Annotated in this window: 16 protein-coding genes and 1 pseudogene; 15 read left to right on the forward strand and 2 right to left on the reverse strand. The window is 42.1% G+C overall.

The window, feature by feature from the left end:
- Positions 1 to 240 precede the first annotated feature (240 nt).
- The 7 genes and pseudogenes from H8S80_RS35015 to H8S80_RS06710 all read left to right on the forward strand — a co-directional run.
- Complete coding sequence (locus H8S80_RS35015; RefSeq protein WP_419066705.1) at positions 241 to 546, forward strand: TnpV protein; 306 nt, start codon at positions 241 to 243, stop codon at positions 544 to 546.
- Between the two features lie 1,748 nt (positions 547 to 2,294).
- Positions 2,295 to 5,804, forward strand: a complete 3,510-nt coding sequence (locus H8S80_RS35020) for a helicase-like domain-containing protein (protein WP_419066706.1) — start codon at positions 2,295 to 2,297, stop codon at positions 5,802 to 5,804.
- A 552-nt stretch (positions 5,805 to 6,356) separates the two neighbouring features.
- Positions 6,357 to 8,171 (forward strand): reverse transcriptase domain-containing protein, encoded by a 1,815-nt coding sequence (locus H8S80_RS06690; RefSeq protein ID WP_055650144.1) that lies wholly within the window; start codon positions 6,357 to 6,359, stop codon positions 8,169 to 8,171.
- Between the two features lie 59 nt (positions 8,172 to 8,230).
- Positions 8,231 to 9,175 (forward strand): hypothetical protein, encoded by a 945-nt coding sequence (locus H8S80_RS06695; RefSeq protein WP_147418912.1) that lies wholly within the window; start codon positions 8,231 to 8,233, stop codon positions 9,173 to 9,175.
- Between the two features lie 25 nt (positions 9,176 to 9,200).
- Positions 9,201 to 9,818: a septation protein SpoVG family protein gene (locus H8S80_RS06700; RefSeq protein ID WP_039893629.1), complete on the forward strand. Its 618-nt coding sequence runs from the start codon at positions 9,201 to 9,203 to the stop codon at positions 9,816 to 9,818.
- A 49-nt stretch (positions 9,819 to 9,867) separates the two neighbouring features.
- Positions 9,868 to 10,227: a hypothetical protein gene (locus tag H8S80_RS06705; RefSeq protein WP_243010346.1), complete on the forward strand. Its 360-nt coding sequence runs from the start codon at positions 9,868 to 9,870 to the stop codon at positions 10,225 to 10,227.
- 1,048 nt (positions 10,228 to 11,275) lie between these two features.
- Positions 11,276 to 11,530 (forward strand): annotated as a pseudogene (locus tag H8S80_RS06710) (IS1634 family transposase); the annotation flags it as partial.
- 107 nt (positions 11,531 to 11,637) lie between these two features.
- On the opposite strand, the gene H8S80_RS06715 reads toward H8S80_RS06710, so the two are convergent.
- Both H8S80_RS06715 and H8S80_RS06720 read right to left on the reverse strand, forming a co-directional pair.
- Positions 11,638 to 12,939: a M56 family metallopeptidase gene (locus H8S80_RS06715; protein ID WP_118033135.1), complete on the reverse strand. Its 1,302-nt coding sequence runs from the start codon at positions 12,937 to 12,939 to the stop codon at positions 11,638 to 11,640.
- 21 nt (positions 12,940 to 12,960) lie between these two features.
- A complete protein-coding gene (locus H8S80_RS06720; RefSeq protein ID WP_006777049.1) occupies positions 12,961 to 13,317 on the reverse strand; it encodes a BlaI/MecI/CopY family transcriptional regulator in 357 nt (118 codons plus the stop codon).
- A 152-nt stretch (positions 13,318 to 13,469) separates the two neighbouring features.
- On the opposite strand from H8S80_RS06720, the gene H8S80_RS06725 reads away from it, so the two are divergent.
- The 8 genes from H8S80_RS06725 to kdpC all read left to right on the forward strand — a co-directional run bounded on the left by H8S80_RS06725 (position 13,470) and on the right by kdpC (position 21,243).
- On the forward strand, positions 13,470 to 13,958 hold the full coding sequence (locus H8S80_RS06725; protein ID WP_243010345.1) for an RNA polymerase sigma factor: 489 nt from the start codon (positions 13,470 to 13,472) through the stop codon (positions 13,956 to 13,958).
- On the forward strand, positions 13,955 to 14,608 hold the full coding sequence (locus H8S80_RS06730) for a hypothetical protein (protein ID WP_006775755.1): 654 nt from the start codon (positions 13,955 to 13,957) through the stop codon (positions 14,606 to 14,608). Before H8S80_RS06725 ends, H8S80_RS06730 begins: the two co-directional genes overlap by 4 nt.
- A gap of 233 nt (positions 14,609 to 14,841) precedes the next feature.
- Positions 14,842 to 15,207, forward strand: coding sequence for a winged helix-turn-helix transcriptional regulator (locus tag H8S80_RS06735; RefSeq protein WP_006775756.1), 366 nt, complete (start codon positions 14,842 to 14,844; stop codon positions 15,205 to 15,207).
- An 81-nt stretch (positions 15,208 to 15,288) separates the two neighbouring features.
- Complete coding sequence (locus H8S80_RS06740; protein WP_055650784.1) at positions 15,289 to 15,795, forward strand: YbhB/YbcL family Raf kinase inhibitor-like protein; 507 nt, start codon at positions 15,289 to 15,291, stop codon at positions 15,793 to 15,795.
- Positions 15,796 to 16,192: 397 nt separating this feature from the next.
- Entirely contained in the window at positions 16,193 to 16,387 is a 195-nt protein-coding gene (locus H8S80_RS06745; RefSeq protein WP_006775758.1) for a hypothetical protein, read from the forward strand.
- Between the two features lie 329 nt (positions 16,388 to 16,716).
- Positions 16,717 to 18,534, forward strand: a complete 1,818-nt coding sequence (gene kdpA / locus H8S80_RS06750) for a potassium-transporting ATPase subunit KdpA (RefSeq protein ID WP_055650785.1) — start codon at positions 16,717 to 16,719, stop codon at positions 18,532 to 18,534.
- Positions 18,535 to 18,548: 14 nt separating this feature from the next.
- Positions 18,549 to 20,615, forward strand: coding sequence for a potassium-transporting ATPase subunit KdpB (gene kdpB / locus H8S80_RS06755; RefSeq protein WP_006775761.1), 2,067 nt, complete (start codon positions 18,549 to 18,551; stop codon positions 20,613 to 20,615).
- Positions 20,616 to 20,640: 25 nt separating this feature from the next.
- Complete coding sequence (kdpC, locus tag H8S80_RS06760) at positions 20,641 to 21,243, forward strand: potassium-transporting ATPase subunit KdpC (protein ID WP_006775762.1); 603 nt, start codon at positions 20,641 to 20,643, stop codon at positions 21,241 to 21,243.
- Positions 21,244 to 21,436 lie beyond the last annotated feature (193 nt).

Here is a 21,436-nt window from a genome sequence, read left to right on the forward strand (position 1 = left end):
TGCGGAGATGTGGGATTGATACTTTTGATACAGGTCTGTCTGCAATAACAGATTACCAGGAAGAGATTATTTTATCAAAAATAGGGATCCTCATATCAGATATTGCAGAGACAACACTGCGGAGATTTGCGGCAGTCGCAAAAGAGATCCGTGAAGATGAAAGGAGAAATCAAAATGGTAGAACTGAGCTACAAAGAAAAGAACGGGTTACTGTACCCGTTGCTGGAAACAGGGAGCATGATGGAAGAGACGGAGTCTATGTCTCTGGGCAGATACGGGAAGTTGGCGGAGGAATACCTGAAAGTAAAAGACAAAAGCAGGTACAGCCTGCTGTTGAGGACAGGCAAGCTGCAGGAGACGTTGAAACAGATAGAGGAAGAGGCGTGGGATCTGCACGACCAGATCGTGGAGAGCTACGTGAAAATGAAAGCGGCGGATCGGAAGATCAATCCATCGGATACGATGGAAATGACCAGACTGCGGAACGAGGCGGCAATGATAGCCCAGGAGACCGTGATTCAGGAGGTTATCTGCAAACCGAGATAACTGATATAAATGATAGTGATGTTAAAGAAGGAACTGCTGTTGCAGTTCCTTCTTTTTCTTCGATACCGGCAGAAATATCCGAAGAACTTCGCATAGAACTGCTTTTGGCGGGAACATCAGAGCCAATGGCGAGACAGAAAATTTATCATTTCTTTGAACTGAATGAGGGATTAAGAGATCGTGCCAGATACCTGTGCCAGATGTATGAAGCTGGAGACACTATTTCAACAGAGGCGGGGCATGTATTTAGATATGAAACGGACGAGGCAGGAATCCAATTATATTGGCATGAGAACGGACAATATCTGAGCGGTTATCTTCCGTTTGAGGTAGCAGCGGAAGAGATACTCCATTTGATCGACAGGGGGAAGTATTATCAACCAATAAAAACGGATATGGAAATCCCGCAGCCATTGGTCGATACGGTTGAAAATTTTGTGGAAGTTGCAGATGGCAAGGTGATTTTTGACATGATTTATGATGTCATGACCGTAAATCTTTTGCCACAGCAGGAGACGGAATTTGTCCGGCAAAGTTTTCTGGCGTTGCTTGGCTCCGATGCAGAATGGTCTTTCTCCGCAACACTGGTTTTCCACGAGCAGGATGTGTCCTGTTCCATAGACGGGAAAGAGACACTGGCCTATTCATGGAGCATAATCAGAGACATTTTGGCACGGAGCATTGAGCAGGATAATTATCCGGAATCAAAAAACGATCTGCCAGTTGAAAAATTAATAGAATTCCCCTGGTTCCAAAGGTTGGCTGTCCAATATCAGGATTTATTGGAGCAGGCAGGAGAGGAACCGGCGGTAGAAATACCATATCTAAGTTCAGAAGCTGCTATTGAGAAAGAGAATACAGATGGGGAAAAAGAGGAAGTACCCGACAATGAGAAAAGTGATATTTTAGAGACAGTTTTTTATGATGTTACAAAAGCTTTTTCCCTGCATTCCATGACATTGATTCCTTCAAAGCCATTGATTCAGAATTTTTTCAAACAGGCAGGAGATAAAGATAAGCAAGAATTTCTTTTGAGACTTTTGGAATTGCAGTCCAAAAGAGATTACGGAAAATCTGTTCTAAATACAGACCAGGGGTTAGTCCATTATACCATTGAAAAAGGGACTGTTGATTTTCAGCTAATGCATGGTGAGAAGGAAGGACACGGAAGGTTCACGATGCAGGAGGCTGCGCGTGTGATACAGGAAGCGATTGATGCTGGAGAATATCTATCACCTGGGGAATACGAAGCGGCTGTAAAGGAAGGTTTTTCCCTGTGTCCGGAAGAAAGTTACCAATTATATAAGGAAATGCAAAACCGAAACCAAAGCGTCAGCCAGGCTTCGGATTTTTTTTATCCTGATGCCTGGGAAATACCTTCTGGTGATAAAACAAAGTACAAAAGCAACGTGGCAGCTATACAACTGTTGAAGGAGCTGGAGCAATCATCCAGGCCGGCAACACCAGAAGAACAGATTATCCTGGCCCGGTATGTGGGCTGGGGTGGTCTTGCCAATGCGTTCAACCCCAAAAGCCCCAATTGGACAAATGAATACCAGGAATTGCAGGAGCTGCTGACAGAAGAAGAATATGAGCAGGCAAGAGCAAGCGTTAATTCTGCTTTTTATACCCCGCCTGTTGTGGCAAAGGTGATTTATAAGGCGCTGCAACAATTCGGATTCGAGGGCGGCTCAATCCTGGAACCCAGTATGGGAATCGGAAATTTTTACAGCGTACTGCCAGAAGATATGAGAAACTCACAGCTTTACGGAGTTGAACTGGACAGTATCAGTGGAAGGATTGCAAAGCAGCTTCATCCTCACGCAACTATTCAGGTGAAAGGTTTCGAGAAAACAAAGTTTGAAAAAAACAAGTTTGATGTCGTTGTGGGAAATGTGCCATTTGGCGCTTACAAGGTTTTTGACCCAGAATATAAAAAGTATGGTTTTCGGATACATGATTATTTTCTGGCAAAATCCATAGACCTGGTCCGTCCAGGGGGGATGATAGCAGTAGTGACGACAAAATTCACTATGGATAAGGCTAATTCTATAATCCGTAAATATATAGCGGAACGTGCAGACTTTGTTGGCGCGGTGCGTCTGCCGGGAATCGCCTTCAAAAAGGACGCAGGTGCCGAAGTTACGTCAGATATCATTTTCCTCCAAAAAAAAGGACGGCTGTTGACTGCTAATACATCAGAGGATTGGATGAATATAACCTATACAGATGATGGTGTTCCGGTCAATGAGTATTTTAGCAGACACCCTGAAATGATGTTGGGAAAGATGGCCTTTGATACACATACCTATGGACCAAATTCTAATTACACAGAATTGATCGTTGAAGATGAAGAACATTTTGATTTTGAGGAACAACTGAACCGTGCTATTTCTTTTTTGTCGGCCACTTATCTTCCGGAAGAAAAGAAAACAGAGGGTGTGGAAAACAATAAAGAGGAACTTCCTGATACTATACCGGCACTTTTGGAGGTGGCAAATAATACTTATACCGTCATAGAGGGCGAGATCTATTACCGGGATAATGATTCCATGGTCAGATGGAAAGGCAATGAGACAAAAAGAAAACGGATCCTTGGAATGCATGCTATCCGGCAGTCTGTCAGATATCTGATAGACATCCAGACTCGGGGATGCACCGAGGAACAGCTAACCGAAGGGCAGGCACAACTAAATAAAATCTATGATGCCTATGTGAAGGAATACGGATATCTGTCCAGCAGAGGAAACAAACTGGCATTTCGGGAAGACAATGATTATTATCTTTTGTGCAGTTTGGAAACAGAAGATGAAAATAAAAATGTAAAAAAATCAGATATATTTTATAAGCAGACGATTGCGCCACAGACATATATCGAGAAGGCTGACACGGCCATGGACGCGTTGCAAATAAGCTTAGCAGAATATGGGAAGGTCCACATTCCATACATGCAAAGTTTGTATCCAGTGGACCGAGAACAACTCCTTGCCGAACTAAAGGGGCAGATATTCCTGAACCCTGTTAAGGCTGATGAAACGAATCCTAATCAGGGGTGGGAGACGGCGAGTGAATATCTGAGCGGTCCGGTCCGGAAAAAACTGAAAACAGCGGAAATGTATGCACAGCGTGAGTCTCAATATTCTGCAAATGTAGAAGCCTTGAAAGCTGTGCAGCCAGAAGATTTAAGTGCGGCTGATATCAGCGTGAAACTGGGGACTGCCTGGGTTGAACTGGAGGATTATGAGGCTTTTATTTATGAACTGTTAAACACGCCCGAGTCATATAGAACTGGACCTTATGCAATCAAAGTACAACTAAATCGGTATACTATGTCGTATAAGGTTACAAACAAGTCCGCAGATTATTCTTCCGTGGTCGCAAAACAGACATACGGTACGAAGCGGATCGACGCATACTCTATCATTGAAGCCCTTCTGAACCAGAATATAATCACCGTGAAAGATGCAATTGAATCGGGCGACAGCGTGAAATATGTAGTCAACCAAAAAGAGACAACTCTGGCGAGAGAAAAGGCAACTATGATAAAGGAAGCCTTTAAGGAATGGATCTGGAAAGACCCTGATCGGAGAAAGAAATATGTTGATTTTTACAATCAGAATTTCAATGATAACAGGCTCCGTGTATATGACGGCTCTTACTTGACCTTTCCCGGTATGAATCCGGAAAAAAAGATGCGTCCCCATCAGCGTAACGTTATTGAGCGGGCAATCCATGGCAGCACCCTTCTGGCTCATGCGGTGGGGGCTGGAAAAACCTATGAGATGGCAGCTATCTGTATGGAGCTGAAACGGCTGAAACTAATGAATAAGGCAATGATCGTAGTGCCTAATCATCTGGTGGGACAGATGGCGTCCGAGTTCCTTACTTTGTATCCAGGCGCAAATTTACTTGTTACCAGAAAAGAAGATTTTACAAAAGAGAATCGGCGTAAATTAACCTGTAAAATAGCAGCAAATAATTATGATGCCGTTATTTTAGGACACAGCCAGTTTGAACGAATCCCTTTATCTGCGGACAGACGTGCTGCAATGCTGGAGGAGCAGGTTGACCGTATTTCAAATGCGGTATCTGAATTGAAAGAGGAACAGGGAGCAAAATGGGGAATAAAGGATATGGAGCGCCAGAGGGCAAACCTGGAAGCCCAGATATTGGAGTTACGGAATGATGCGAAAAAAGATGATGTGCTGGATTTCGAACAGCTAGGGATTGACGCTCTGTTTGTTGATGAAGCCCATGTTTTTAAGAATTTGTCTATTTTTACAAAAATTCGTAATGTGGCGGGGATTGCAACAAATGGTTCCCAGCGGGCAATGGATATGTTCCAGAAAATTCAGTATATACAGGAACATACAGGAGGAAGAAACGTATTCCTGGCAACAGGGACTCCAATCTCCAATACAATGTGCGAAATGTATGTAATGCAGTTGTATCTGCAATCCCAAAAATTACGCGAAAAAGGGATTGAACATTTTGATAGCTGGGCCGCAAACTTTGGTGAAGTGACTACTTCACTCGAGATGTCCCCGGAGGGCGGATACCGGATGCGGAGCCGTTTCAATAAATTCTGCAATTTACCTGAACTCATGAACATGTTCCGGGAAGTGGCAGACATTCAACTTCCATCCATGCTAGACCTAAACGTCCCGAAATTAAAGGGCGGAAAATACAAGATCGTGGAAAGTGTAGCGTCTGATAGTGTTGATATTATGATGCAGGAGTTAGTGCGACGGGCAGAGCAAATTCGAAACGGAAGCGTAGATCCTTCAGAAGACAATATGCTGAAAATTACCAACGAAGCGCGATTGTTGGGTACGGATCCCCGTTTGATCGACCCAGATGCAGAGGTGGATGAAGATGGAAAACTTTATCAGGCAGCAGAAAATATTTATCAGGAATATGTTGCCTCACAAGATTTTAAAGGGACCCAGGTTGTTTTCAGCGATATAGGAACACCTACCGGAAAAAAAGGGTTTAATGTATATGATTTTCTAAAAGGCGAGCTTATCAAAAAGGGGATTCCCCGTGATGAGATTGCCTTTATTCATGATGCAAAAAATGATAAGCAAAAAGAGGAACTCTTTGCGGATATGCGGTCAGGAAGAAAGAGGATTTTAATTGGCAGTACATCCATGATGGGGACAGGAACCAATATTCAGAAACGGCTCTGTGCGGCTCATCATATTGACTGCCCCTGGAAACCGTCAGACATTGAGCGTGCGCCCGTAAAGGCATCATAATAAATATACCTTTGGCAAGGTATTAGGATAGTATCTTATAGTCCTATCATCAACCGATTTACCTGTGAGGGAGACCAAATATCAGGGAAAATAGCACGTCGGTAAAGCCATAAGTCAGCTAATTACCAAGCTGCGACTGAATGGGGAGATGAAAAGTTAGGTATGAGGATAAAGCCCATACTGGTTGAACGATAGTCCAAACGGTCTGTGTCGGGACTATGGCGTAAGGTAATTATTATTCGCCATATCTCAGCACTTATGTTCCGCTGCTCAGGAGCATAAGCAAAGATAGGCTGAGACGTATATGCAATAAGCATAAAAGGATGGAAGTCGTATCCGACAACCTAACAAGCCAAATAGTTATTATGGTGCTAAACGGGGATTACCTAAGTCGAGATGCTTAAAAAACTTAAGCTATTAAGCGTAGGCTTATGAATATTCGATATGGTAACGGAGCCTTCATAGTAGTCCGAGAGTGCTAATGACACTTACATGGCGAAGGAAGGCAGTTTATAACATTAACAATATAGAAAGGATAATGTGCGATACATTATGAGAAATCCTGAAAATGTGTTAATCAGCTTAACAAAACACAGTAACCAAAAAGATTACAAATACGAGCGTTTATACCGTTTGCTCTACAATGAGGAACTGTACTTAACCGCTTATCAAAGCATTTATTCCAATGACGGAAGTATGACAAAAGGTACTGACAACCAAACTGTTGACGGTATGAGTGTCGAAAGAATACGAAAAATCATAGTTTCGCTCAAAGATGAAAGCTATCAACCAAAACCTGCAAGAAGAACCTATATTCCAAAGAAGAACGGAAAAATGCGTCCACTTGGAATACCGTCCTTTGAGGATAAATTGCTTCAAGAAGTCATCAGAATGATTTTAGAAGCCATCTATGAAGGACATTTTGAAAATACCTCTCATGGGTTCAGACCAAACAGAAGCTGTCATACGGCACTCAATGAAATTCAAAGAACTTTCACGGGTGTGAAATGGTTTATCGAGGGAGATATTAAAGGCTTTTTCGATAATATCAACCATGATACGCTGATTGGAATTTTAAGAGAACGCATAAATGACGAAAGATTTCTTCGATTGATAAGAAAATTTCTGAACGCAGGCTATATTGAAAAATGGACCTTTCATAACACTTATTCGGGAACACCGCAGGGTGGCATTATCAGTCCTATTCTTGCAAACATCTATTTGGATAAATTTGATAAGTATGTAAATGAGTATGTCCAAAAGTTTAACAAAGGCAAAAAGCGTATGCGTACAAAAGAGTACCGCAAGAACGAAGTCGAATTAAGCAAAGCCAGAACAGCATTGAAAAATGCAAATGGCGACTATGAAAGAGAAAGTGCGATTGCACTCATAAGGCAGTTGGAAAAAGAGCGGGTGACTATTCCACAAAGTGACCCTATGGATAACAAATATGCAAGGCTGGTTTATGTCAGATATGCTGACGATTGGCTGTGCGGAGTTATCGGCTCGAAAGAGGACTGTAAGAAAATCAAAGAAGATTTTAAGAATTTTCTTAATGAAAAATTACAGTTGGAGTTATCGGAAGAAAAAACGCTGATTACCAATGCTCAAAAAAGTGCGAAATTTCTCAGCTATGAAATCAGAGTACGGCATAGCAACCTGACCAAAAGAGATAAAACAGGCAAGCTTGTTCGTAATTATATGGGCAGAATTGTACTGGAGGTTTCAAGCGATACAATCAAGAAACATTTAATTGATACAGGTGCTATGAAGCTAATCTACCATAATGGAAAAGAAATCTGGAAGCCAAAAGCAATATACAGATTGAAAAACTGTGATGATTTGGAAATACTCGATTATTACAACAGTATGATACGAGGATTTTACAATTATTATTGTATAGCCAATAACAGCTCAATCATCAACAGCTACAAATATATTATGGAATACAGTATGTACAAAACCTACGGCACAAAATACAGAACATCAATTTCAAAAGTAATCGGAAAATTCAGAGTAGGTAAAGATTTTGCTGTAAAATTCCGTAATTCCAAAGGATTTGAGAAAATGAGAGTATTTTATAACGAAGGTTTCAAACGGCAGAAAAAAGTATTTCAATCTAATGCAGACTTAGTTCCAAATACAATTAAATATTTCAGCAGTACAAAGCTAATCGACAGATTAAAAGCCAGAGAATGTGAGCTGTGCGGAAAAACTAATACTCCCATAGAAATTCATCACGTTCATCGGCTTAAAGATTTACAAGGTAAAACTTTTTGGGAAGCTCTTATGATAGCAAGAAATCGCAAAACAATAGCTTTGTGTAGAGAATGTCATAAGAAATTACACTGTGGACAGTTAAATTGAGTTTATAAACGGAGAGCCGTATACAGCGAGAGTTGTAAGTACGGTTCGGGGGCGAGTATTTGGAAACCTACCATAGCAATATGGCAAGGCGCTGGGTACTTAGCCTACAGAGAGAAGGGCGTATCATACGCCAGGGTAATGATAACGAAGAGGTCAGCATTTACCGCTATATCACAAAAAAGACGTTCGATAGTTACCTTTGGGGAATTGTGGAAAATAAACAGCGGTTTATCTCCCAGATCATGACCAATAAGACAGTGGAGAGAGAATGTCAGGACGTAGATGAAACGGTTTTATCTTTTGCAGAAATTAAGGCTATCGCTTCTGGGAATCCCCTGATTATGGAAAAAACAGAAGTTGACACAGAGGTTGCACGTCTGCAGATGTTAAAGGCAAATTATGAAAGTCAGCGCTATGCTCATCAGGATAACTTTCTTTTTAAGTATCCCAAATTAATTTCAGAGACTGAAAACCGGCTGTTCGGTATAGAAAAGGATATCCGCAAACGGGACAATGAACTTGCGATGGAACCGGATTTTCTGATCACATTGAATGGACATACATATGATGAGCGTGAAGCGGCAGGCAGTCTTCTTTTAGAGATCGGACAATCGCTTGATAGTATGGAAAGCCGTAAAATAGGGACCTACAAAGGATTTGATGTGGTGATCAATAAGAAATTTTCCGACTGTACCATGCAGTTATGTGGAAATATGAAGTATACAGCAGATATGAGCAGCAGTGCCTCCGGAAATATGGTCCGTCTTGAAAATTTATTGAGTGGACTGGAAAAGAGAGTCGCCGCACACAAAGAAAACTTAGAGCAGTACAAGAGAAATATGGAGGAGTCCAAAAAAGAATTTAATAAGACCTTTACATATGAGTTGGAGCTGAGACAGAAGCTGGTCCGCCAAAAAGAAATCAATGATGAATTGGAAATCAAAGAAGAGGGAGAGGAACTGGTGGTGACAGATAATCTTCCGGAACAGGCAGTGGCCAGATGATTTTATGTAGAAAAGGAGAATGAATATGAAATACACAGTAAATATTTATGAAGTATCAACAGAAAAGGACACAAAATTGAGGGCGTTTGCTGCGGTGACGTTTGGAGACTGCTTTAAGGTGACAGGTATCACAGTCAGGGAAGGAAAAGCAGGGAATCTTTACGTAAGTATGCCACAGTATCCTACAGGTGAAAGGGGGGAGGATAACAAGCTGATATACAGCGATGTATTCTTCCCCAAAACTACGGATTTTAGCACCCTGTTACGGGGGGAGATCTTAGAGGCGTATCAGAATCGGGAAGATGGAAGAAATGAGGTTGACCTTGAATATGGGGACACGGGTTTTGAGTATTACGTTCAGGTGGTAAACAACAAAGATTTATCCTGTGCCACGAAAGCATTTGCCAGACTGGTGATTGATGATGTATTTGTAGTCAATCAGATCTCTGTGAAAAGATCCTTTGCCGGGAATAACTTTGTAGCCATGCCTTCCCAAAGAAGGATGATCGACGGTAAGGCAGAATATCAGGATATTGCATATCCGGTAACAAAGGATTTTCATGACACGCTGTACGGAGATATCATGAAACAGTATGAACAGAATCTGGATAAGCAGCGGACTGCGAAAGAAAAGGCAAGGTAGTTATATGGAGAAGAAAATCAAAATTACCATAGGAAACCTGGAAGAACTGATGGAGAATGAGGAGTGGGAAACGGAAAACTTTCTTTTTGAGGAAGATGAGGAACACCAGGTTTGGCTGGATAAAAACTACTTGATTCTCCGGGGGCTTGGATTGGAAATACATAGCGGCGTCTGGTACGAAAAATATGAAGATGATAAAGACGGTAACTTTGAACCAGATTTTGATTTTTATATGTTTTTTGATGCCGAAACAAAGGTTTATCTGTACATGGAACAGGGGAGTTCCCTGATTACCTGTATCCACAATTTTACCGGGTTGAGTTGGGAAGAGATTGAAGGGCAGGCATGTGAAGTTGTTTTGACGGACCAGAATATAGTTGTAGAAGACCAGTTCTTGATCTTTGAATAGCCTGTAAATGAAAAAATAGAACCGGTATCCAGTGTGTGTTGAGAAGAGAGGGATACGTCACCGGCGATGTTTTATAAGTAATTGTATTGACAATAGTAAAAAAAGGTGCTAACATAATGACTATAATAATTAGTCGTTTTTAACACTTTAATTCCGCCAAGATGTGCAGGTATTTGTAAGACCGATCCTATTTTCAGAGATTTCGTGTGATAGGTTCCACAATAACAGCAGTTCATCCACAAGGGGCTTCCATAACGGATAAAAGTTCAAGCTATACAATTAAGATGACTGATGAAGAATATCTCATTGATGGCTATGAAACTTTTGACGTGGGCGGCCAATATACAATGAACTGCTATGTTGAAATGTTAATGTATTCTCCGGGTAACTCTGGTGATAATCGTAATAAAATATGTGTTGACACAACTCTTAGTGTTTAGTATATATAAAATTAAGCTGTCATTTCCTTCTATGTTTTTTATCTTTTATAAGTGAGGTAGTAGCATGCAATATATTCCGTTATTAACATTGATTTTTTCTGTAATATTAAAAATCTTGGAATTTAGTGCGTTAATTTGTATTATTATCTGCTGTATCAAGTATATTAAAGAACATAAACGTTAAACTACCGTTGAAGCATTAAACAGATATGGTTCTTCAAAGGGAGAGTATTTGTTTGCTGACTTGAAAAAGTAAATTTCAGTGCAAGAGTAAATTCCACCAGTCACATTAAAAAAATGTGAAAAGGGTTAAATTTCAAAATTAATGCAACTTTATCAAATTAAATGCAACTCAATCAGCCCTATTTTGCAAAAAATGTAAAGTAGGGCTGTTTTACGCATTTATCATGTAAAGTAGGACTGATTCTTCAGGGTACAGCTGTGCCTGTCGAAATAACCATTGCAGACGCAGGGGGGTGTCCAGTTTGCTGTATCGATTTCCTTTAAAAACAGAACAGATCAAGTTACATTTTTCGCAGAGGGAACAGTACCTTCTTTTGGTCGAGGTATAGGAAAAACACATGAAATGGTTTCTAAACTCGCGGGAGTACCAGAGAGAACTCAGAGAAAAGCAGGTGGAGCGGACAAAAGCCATACTTGCAGGCGGAAATCATAAGAAAACATGGAAAAATCCGAATGATCCTGCAAGATTCATTGATAAATCAGCAGTTACAAATGATGGAGAGACCGTAGACATCTTATATGTTCTGGATGAACAAAAGATTGTGGAGGAAGCAAGGTATGATGGCTTTTACGCCGTTTGCACGACTTTATTTGAAGATGATTCGGGAGAGATCCTAAAGGGGAAATCCTGGCTGCCCTAAGAGCATTGAATTCTTATAAATAAAAAACACAGAATCTTGTTGGAAATTCAAGACCTGTGTTTCTTAATAGAAAAAATTAGATATCATCAATGAGGACATTTTGTATATGTCTCTGTATTAATTAATTCGCCCACTATTAATTGACCGCAATTAGTGCAGCGCTGAGAATCATAGAATTTTGTAATGCAGCTGCCATCACTTTTTTTTGTATGTCTTGAAAGCGTCCCATCAATATAATTATGTTCACAGGTCGCATAACTGGAACGGTCGGAATCAATGTTATAAATATTTCCATTAATATCGGTAAATTGGTTATTATACAAAATAGGCCCATATTGATTCTCGGGTTGAAAGTCCCCACTTTGAAAAACTACAGTGTCAGAGGAATTAATATTAGATAAAGGATTCGTTGAAAAAGTTCCAAGCATATCAAGCTCTGTTGATGGCTGGTAGGCAAAAGAAGTAAAACTACTGCATAAAACCATACATGAGGTGAGTATTACAGATAATTTTCTGCTAAATTTCTTTGTTTTTGGTGGAGTCATAATAATATCCATCCTTTCTTTTAGACTAGTGGTTGAGTTACTAAATGAAGATGCATAAGTTCTGCGATATTGCACGTCATATGCAGCCATATCTATAATAAGCAAAGCATAAGCTTTACGTTCTTTTTGACTCATATCGCGGATAACAGATTCATCGCATGAAGCTTCCACTATTTTTTCAACTTGAGCTTCAAAAAGATAAGCCAAGGGATTGAACCAGTAAAAGCAAGCAACGAGATGTCTTAGAAATAAAAAAAGTGTATCACAGCGATGAATATGAACCATCTCATGTTTGATAATAAGTTTTTGTTTTTCAAAGGGCAAACCAGTGGGAAGAACGATCACGGGTGAAAAAAATCCTGTTGTAAAAGGACCTAGGTAGTTTGAATAAAAAACCTGGACTTTTCTTTTTATCCCCATATTATGGCGACAATAATCAATAAAACTTAATATATTTAAATCAACAATATCTGTCATGGACTGTTTTACTAATTTTTTTAAATGGAAATATTTTAGTTGTTGCCAAATGAATATAATAATTGCCGTAACAATCCATATAATTACAACAGTTTTATTGGTTTGATATGTAAAATTTGGATAAATTCCATCAGGGGTTGATACCATAATCGGCAAATCTCCGGATAATTGGAACTCTGACAGTTTTTCCAACTTAGGTAGAAGCAGTTTAAAAAAACCTAATGGAGTAAGAAAAAAAAGGAGTACAAATTTCAATATAACATATTTCCAACGGTTACTTAAATTATTTTTAAAAACTTTGATGGCTAATAAGTATAATAAAAATAAGGTGCTTCCAGTGAAGCACATAGTAAAAATTATGTTCAAGATTCGTACCCCGCTTAGTAGTTAAAAATTATCTAGATATTCCCTTAACTCTTTTAAATTTTCATCGGTTAAGGTATGGTTGCCAGACAGAGCAGCTATAAAATTCTTTAAAGATCCTCCATAAAGGGTCTTGAGCATTTCCGAAGCGATCTGCGCTTCATACTCATCTTTGGTATAAGTATAGAAATACTTTCTACCGTTTTTTACAACAAGACCTTTTTCTATTAATCGAGCTAAAAATGTATTTACTGTCTGGCGTTTCCAATCTTTACCTAAGTGTTCAAAAATCTCGATTAACTCACTGATCGTCATCCAGTGATTATTTTTCCACAAAATCTCCATAATTGCCTGCTCTGCAGGAGTTAAGTTTTGCTTCATAAAATTTCCCCCAAAATATTTTATGACTAATTATATTAGTCGTATGTATTGTAGCATTAATTTAGCTGATTTGTCAATTACTATTAAAATAACGGAACAGGTCCAGCAGTATGCTAAAATAAAAATATAATGTCACGAAAGAGGCTTATTTGGTGTGTACTATTATAGAGGTGCAAGTGCTAATGGATAGAGAAGAATTATTTTTGAAATATATGGATCAGATATACCGGATGGCTTTTTTTATGCTGTCGAATACTCATGATGCCGAGGATGCGGTACAGGAAACTTATGTGCGTATGCTTGTAAAAAAGCCAAAGTTTGCTGATGAAGAACATGGAAAGGCATGGCTGTTGAGGGTATGTATCAATATTTGTAAGAATCAGATACGTTTTTGGAAGCGACATCCGCAGTATGAGCTTGAGGAGATTCCTATTAAGATTGATTCATTCAAAGAATGGGAACTGTTACATGAGATTTCCCGGCTGCGAGGCAAATCAAAGGAGGTTTTGATATTATTTGCTGTCGAGGGATATTCCATAAAAGAGATATCAGCAATGCTAAAAATATCGGAGTCAGCAATCAAAAAGAGACTTCAGAGAGGCCGTGAGGAATTAAGCAGGCAGTTAGGAGTGAGACAATGAGAAAACTATCTGATTTACCAGAGGAAATGGTTTTAGATGACCAGGTGAAACAAAGAATTCTTAGAAACGGCAGGACGATTGCACAAAAGAGAAGAAAACAGGCGCGACTGAGGAATGGAATTCTTGTGGGTGCTGTTGTAATCGCCAGTATTGTCTTCCCATTAAGCAACGATTCCCACATATCCAATGAGAGGGGGCTGCTTCCTTTGACGGTGTATGCGAAAGATGTTTCTGGAAAAGAGGTATTGGACATAGGTTCAGGGAGAGTATTTTCGTTGACCAGAACGGAGACACCATTGGGGGAAGGCTATACTTTGCAGATGGTTGCGAAAGAAGGCTACCATTATGAACTGAATATTGAGGATATGGGGACTGGTCTTGAAACAATTTTCATTAGAGATAATGATGTATATTGGATTCCGGATTACTGGAAGGATAGCAGCGGGAAACTTTACGATACAGATGGCAGTGAGCTTATGATATCAAATGCGTTGTCATCACCTATTTTGAATTACTGTGTTTATAACCAGGAAAATAGGTTATGTACAGAACTATCGATACAACTGCATGAAGAAGAAACGGGGAGTGCTGAACTGATTCGTCTGGTATGTTATCCAGAGGAGAATGGGATAGAACTGCAAAATAGATAAATATCTCTGACAGATATCGCTAATTTGTTCTAGCAAGCATTATTCCATTACAGAGGATTTCAACAACGGAAGACATTGCGGAATTAATCTGTACGGTTCAAGTCCAGGATTCCATGACAGGACAAATTATAAGCCCTAATAATGGGATGTTGATCTGATTTACAAAGCTGTCAATGGCATTGAGAAAAAAGAGAATTTGAGGTAAGATAGGGGGCAAAGGATGTGACAGCAATATGAAAATGCGGGAAGAATTTACATGCCCCCTGGAACTGGTGCATGATATGATAAAAGGCAAATGGAAGCCAATCATTATATGGCGGCTGCGCCTGGGACCGACCTCCCTTGCCAGGCTGGAAAAGGATATTGACGGGATTACACAGAAGATGCTGTTGGAGCAGCTAAAGGAGCTGATTGACTATGGTTTTGTAGAGAAGAAATCCTTTGAGGGCTATCCGTTGCATGTAGAGTATTCCTTAACGGACGGACAGGGCCGGGAGCTTTTGCAGGCACTAAAAATCATGCAGCATATTGGGATTGAATATCTGAAAGCACAGGGAAAAGAGGCGCTGCTGATTGAAAAGGGGGTTGTCCCGGAATAATACCTACGAAAAAGTGGGTAATTTACGCCGGGGATCCATGTGGCTATGATGGTATTGAATAAACCGCATGGAGGTGGAATTATGATTGTGACGAGTACAGGAATCATTGGCGGAAAGATCCAGGACCAATATGGAGGGCGCGGAACCCAGTTTAATGAAAACGGGGTTCCAACGTATTCCCTGCCATTTAAAATTGAGGAGGCGCCAGAGAAGACCGTTTCTTTTGCGGTCATTCTGGAAGACAAAGACTCTTATCCGGTTACAGGTGGATTTGTATGGGTTCATTGGCTGGCCGCGAACATCACGCGCAATGAGCTGAAGAATAATGAGAGCCAGACGGCCAGTGACTTTATACAGGGCTGCAATAGCTGGACGAGTATCCAGGGCGGACAGCAGAGCAGGGAGTGGTCCTGCTTCTATGGGGGGATGACACCGCCCGATCAGGCACATACCTATGAGCTGCATGTTTGTGCACTGGATGGCCTGTTGGATCTGCAGACGGGATTTTACTTAAATGAGCTGTATCACAAGATGGAAGGGCATATTTTAGATAAGCATACGTTAAAGGGCATATACGACAAAATCTAAATATAAGCAGGGGCATGGGAGCCAATAGACTGGCATCATGCCCCTGTTCTTTGCATAATGGGGACAAGATTTTATTGCTAAAAGCAGCTTTACTGAATTAGGATTATATGCAATGTCTGAATAAATTTTTCATCATATTCATGAAATCTGATGGCTATGCAGCAATATTATGACCCCAAGCCATAGAAACATGAGCATTTAAACAATTCTACGGAGTTTTTGTGGTTGATAAAAAAACTAAACAGCAGAAAAAATAAGAAACACTACTCGAAAGTGATATATCTGTCGTTTTTTCCAATTTTTTCTCACACTTACTTTATCTTAATCTTGTAAAGTCACCTCTTTTTACCGGTTTTATTTTTTCTCTGCTATTCTGAATGTGCAGGAGGAATAAAACATGACATACATGATACAGACAATAAAGACATGGGAAATCACATTTGATCAGAAAGCAGAACATTTTATATTTAAACATCCGTTCCTGAGTTTTGTGGGAATTGTTGTGGGTGTCCCCATTTTTATTTTAGCGGCAGTTGGTGTCAGTACGACGATAGTCATATTACCTATTGCATGGATGTTTGGCTGGCTTTGATTTTATGGAAACTTTATGTGGTTCCATGGCTGCTAACGCTGTTTTTATTCATTTTCATATATAATTTGTGACGATAAGGAGGACATAAACTATGCAAATACTTATTGGTATCATTGGCATGTGCATGGCTGCGCTGCTAATCTACTACATTTACATTTTAATGGGAGGAGACGAGAAATAATGGGAATCTATTTTTTATGGCGTTTGGGCATGGTAATTGTCATACTTGCATCCTTCGCCCTGTTTGTGTTTATTTATAACAAAGTTACAAAGCACATCCATCCTATGCAAAAATATGATGTGCAGGTGCAAAAAAGGAGGGATTCCTGATGGCTGGTTCAATCATGCAATATGTTCTTTACCTGGCGGTTTTGGTTGTGCTGGCAATTCCGTTAGGAACTTACATGAAAAAGGTGATGTATGGCGAGAAAACCATTTTCTCCTCAATTTTCACACCCTGCGAACGGATTGTATGCAAAGTCCTTCATGTGCAAGAGAGTGAGGATATGACTTGGAAGCAGTATCTCTCATCCGTTTTTCTTTTCTCTGGTATTGGATTTGTTTTCCTGTTCCTGCTCCAGCTTTTACAAGGCGCGCTGCCGGGCAATCCACAGGGACTCGCCGGCACAAGCTGGCATTTAGCTTTTAACACCGCCGCCAGCTTTGTAACCAACACGAACTGGCAGTCGTATTCCGGTGAATCGACTTTGAGCTATCTGACGCAGGCTGTTGGCCTGACAGTGCAGAACTTTGTATCTGCCGCCACCGGCATTGCTGTGCTGTTTGCCTTGATTCGTGGCTTTACCAGGGTCAAGGCAAAGGGAATCGGCAGTTTTTGGGTAGATATGACGCGGATTGTCTTACATATTCTGATTCCGCTGAACCTTGTGCTCGCCCTGCTATTAGTGGCTGGAGGCGTGGTACAAAATCTGAAACCGGCAGAGGAGGTAATGCTGCTGGAGCCTGTGGCGGTTAGCGCAAGCAGTGAGATTCTCGAAGACGCAGATATCGACCTTGAAACAAAGAAGGTAACAGTTGACGGAAAACTCGTTCCTGATGCCAGAATTATAACGGAGCAGTTTGTTCCAATGGGTCCAGCAGCAAGCCAGATTGCCATCAAGCAGACAGGAACCAACGGAGGTGGTTTCTTTGGCGTCAATTCAGCTCACCCGTTTGAAAATCCTAATGCACTCACTAATTTGTTGGAAATGCTCTCGTTGCTTTTAATTCCCATGGCGCTTTGCTTTACCTTCGGCAAGGCGGTCAAAAACAAAAAGCAGGGTACTGCAATCTTTTTAGCCATGTTTCTAATGCTGATTGCTTCACTCAGCTTGATTGCGGTCAATGAACAAAGCGCCGCTACAATGCTTTCCCCAAATAATAATGTAAATATGGGCATGATAGATCAGGCGGGCGGCAACATGGAGGGCAAGGAAACCCGTTTTGGTATTACGGCATCATCTACCTGGGCAGCTTTTACTACGGCAGCCTCCAACGGATCGGTAAACTCCATGCACGACAGTTACACTCCGCTTGGCGGCTTGGCGCAGATGCTGCAAATGCAGATTGGCGAAGTAATCTTTGGCGGCGTAGGCTGTGGACTTTACGGGATGCTGGCCTTCGCCATCTTGACCGTGTTCATTGCAGGGCTGATGGTAGGTCGCACTCCGGAATTTCTTGGTAAAAAAATTGAGCCTCGTGAGATGAAATGGGCGGTACTGGCGTGTCTTGCCACACCGATTGCTATTTTAGCCGGAAGCGGAACTGCGGCAATGGTACCGGAAGTAATGGACAGTCTCAATAACGGCGGCGCGCATGGCTTTTCCGAGATGCTTTACGCATACACTTCCGCTGGAGGAAATAACGGTTCGGCCTTTGCGGGCTTTAATGCCAATACTGTATTCCTCAATGTTTCAATCGGCCTTGTCATGCTGTTCGCACGCTTTCTACCCATTGTAGGGACATTGGCCATCGCGGGCAGCCTGGCCGAAAAAAAGAAAATTGCTGTAACTGCCGGAACGCTCTCCACGACTAATGGAATGTTTATATTCCTGCTCATCTTTGTCGTGCTGCTGGTGGGCGCTCTGAGTTTCTTCCCAGCGCTGGCGCTGGGGCCGCTGGCAGAGTTCTTCAGCGGCATTGCATAAAGGAGGTATCATAAATGACGAACGCAACAAGCGTTTTTGCCAACAAAAAAATGCTCGGCAGAGCCATTAAGGATTCTTTTATAAAGCTGGATCCCAAAACGCAGGCGCAAAACCCGGTTATGCTGTTGGTTTATCTGTCCGCGGTCCTGACCAGCGTACTGTGGGTTGTTTCCCTGTTTGGAATTATGGACGCCCCCTCGGGCTATACGCTGACCATCGCGGTGATTTTATGGTTCACCTGCCTGTTCGCAAACTTTGCCGAGGCTATTGCCGAGGGACGCGGCAAGGCGCAGGCGGATTCTCTGCGGGCTGCAAAAAAAGATGTGGAAGCGCATCGCATCCCGTCCATAAGCCGTAAAAATGACGCGATTGCAATATCCTCATCACTTCTCAAAAAGGGTGATATCGTAATTGTAAAAGCCGGAAAACAGATTCCCGCGGACGGTGAAGTAATCGAGGGTGCTGCCAGCGTGGATGAGTCCGCCATTACCGGAGAGTCCGCTCCGGTGATCCGGGAGGCGGGCGGAGACCGCAGCGCTGTGACCGGTGGCACGACAGTTCTTTCCGACTGGATTATTGTTCAGGTGACAAATGAGGCCGGAGAGAGTTTTCTTGATAAGATGATTGCTATGGTGGAAGGCGCGGCACGTAAAAAGACACCGAATGAAATTGCACTCCAGATTTTTCTGATTGCGTTGTCTGTCATTTTTATTTTGGTTACGATGTCTTTGTACGCTTACTCTGCTTTTTCAGCAAAATTGGCTGACATATCGAATCCAACCTCGGTTACGACATTAGTGGCGCTGCTGGTCTGCCTCGCGCCCACCACCATCGGCGCGTTGCTTTCCGCAATCGGTATTGCGGGAATGAGCCGTCTCAATCAGGCCAATGTGCTTGCTATGAGCGGCAGAGCCATTGAAGCAGCCGGAGATGTTGATATTCTGATGTTGGACAAAACCGGCACAATCACGCTGGGCAATCGACAGGCCTGTGACTTCATTCCTGTGGACGGAGCCGACCCAAGAGAGCTTGCCGATGCAGCACAGCTTTCCTCCCTCGCTGACGAGACGCCGGAGGGCAGAAGCGTTGTGATACTTGCAAAAGAAAAGTTTGGACTGCGGGGCCGGACACTGCAGGACAGGGGCATGGTTTTTAGCCCGTTCACTGCGGCCACACGTATGAGCGGCGTGGACTATGACGGGCTTGAAATCCGTAAAGGGGCGGCGGATTCTGTCCGTGACTATGTGGAGGCGGCCGGAGGAACATTCTCCAACGACTGTGACCGGGTGGTCAAGGAAATCGCTAACCAGGGTGGCACGCCGCTGGTTGTGGCGAAAGATCACAAAATTTTGGGTGTTATCCATCTGAAGGATATCGTTAAGCAGGGCGTGAAGGAGAAGTTTGCAGATCTTCGGAAAATGGGAATTAAGACCATTATGATTACCGGAGACAACCCGCTGACAGCGGCGGCTATCGCGGCGGAAGCCGGAGTGGATGACTTTCTCGCTGAAGCAACCCCAGAAGGAAAGCTCATGATGATTCGCGATTTTCAAAGTAAGGGACACCTTGTAGCCATGACTGGCGATGGTACAAACGATGCACCGGCATTGGCCCAGGCAGATGTAGCGGTTGCGATGAATACCGGTACGCAGGCGGCAAAGGAAGCTGGCAATATGGTAGATCTGGACTCATCACCCACTAAGCTGATAGAAATTGTGCGGATTGGAAAGCAGCTTTTGATGACGCGCGGCAGTTTGACGACTTTCTCAATCGCCAATGATGTAGCGAAATATTTTGCAATCATTCCGGCGCTGTTCATGGGACTGTACCCCGGTCTGGCCGCACTGAACGTCATGGGACTGCATTCTCCGCAGAGTGCGGTATTGTCCGCAATTATTTATAACGCACTTATCATCATTGCGCTGATTCCGCTGGCGCTCAGGGGCGTGAAATACCGCGAAGTACCGGCTGGAAAGTTACTCTCCCGCAATCTGCAGGTTTACGGCCTTGGCGGGCTTGCCACACCGTTCATTTTTGTGAAACTGATTGATATGTTGTTAGCAGCCTGCGGGCTTGCATAGTCAATTAGAATTTGGAGGTGTCTTTATGAAAACAATGAAAGATATTTTGCTGCGCGCGGCTGGCCTCTTTCTGATTTTTACCCTATTGTGCGGCGTGTTTTATACTGGCGCAGTGACAGGTTTTGCACAGGTATTGTTCCCTCAGAAGGCAAATGGAAGTATGATTGAAATCGGCGGAGTGAAATACGGCAGCGAGCTGCTTGGCCAGTATTATACGGATGATGCTCATTTTTGGGGACGAATTATGAATTTGGATGTGACGACTTATCGAGATGGGGAGGGCAATATATTAATGTACTCCGCGCCCTCTAATTTAAGCCCAACAAGCGCCGAATATGCCGCATTGGTAGCGGAACGAGTGGAAAAAATACAAAAATCAAATCCCATAATGAAGGATACGGCCATCCCTGTGGATTTGGTCACTTGTTCGGGCAGCGGGCTTGACCCACATATTTCTCCGGCAGCGGCGGAATATCAGGTAACGCGTGTTGCCACAGCCAGCGGAAAAAGCGAGCAGGAGGTGCGGGAAATCATAGCAAAATGCACAGATGGTCAATTCCTGGGCATCTTTGGAGAGAAAATAGTGAATGTGTTAAAGGTCAATTTAATGCTGGATGGTATTCTGTAAAAAAAGCGGGGAGACGGTTTTTCTGTCTCTCCGCACTTTTATGCTATAATGTCATGAGACAATATACTGCGGCCTATGGAATCAGAGCATGTGTGAAGCGTATGATATAATGGATATGTTGTCAGCTTAAATAGAACGGATACTGGTTAACGCCATTTTTATACAATCTTAATAGACAGTTTGTAATACTTAT

This window comes from Hungatella sp. L36 (assembly GCF_014288035.1).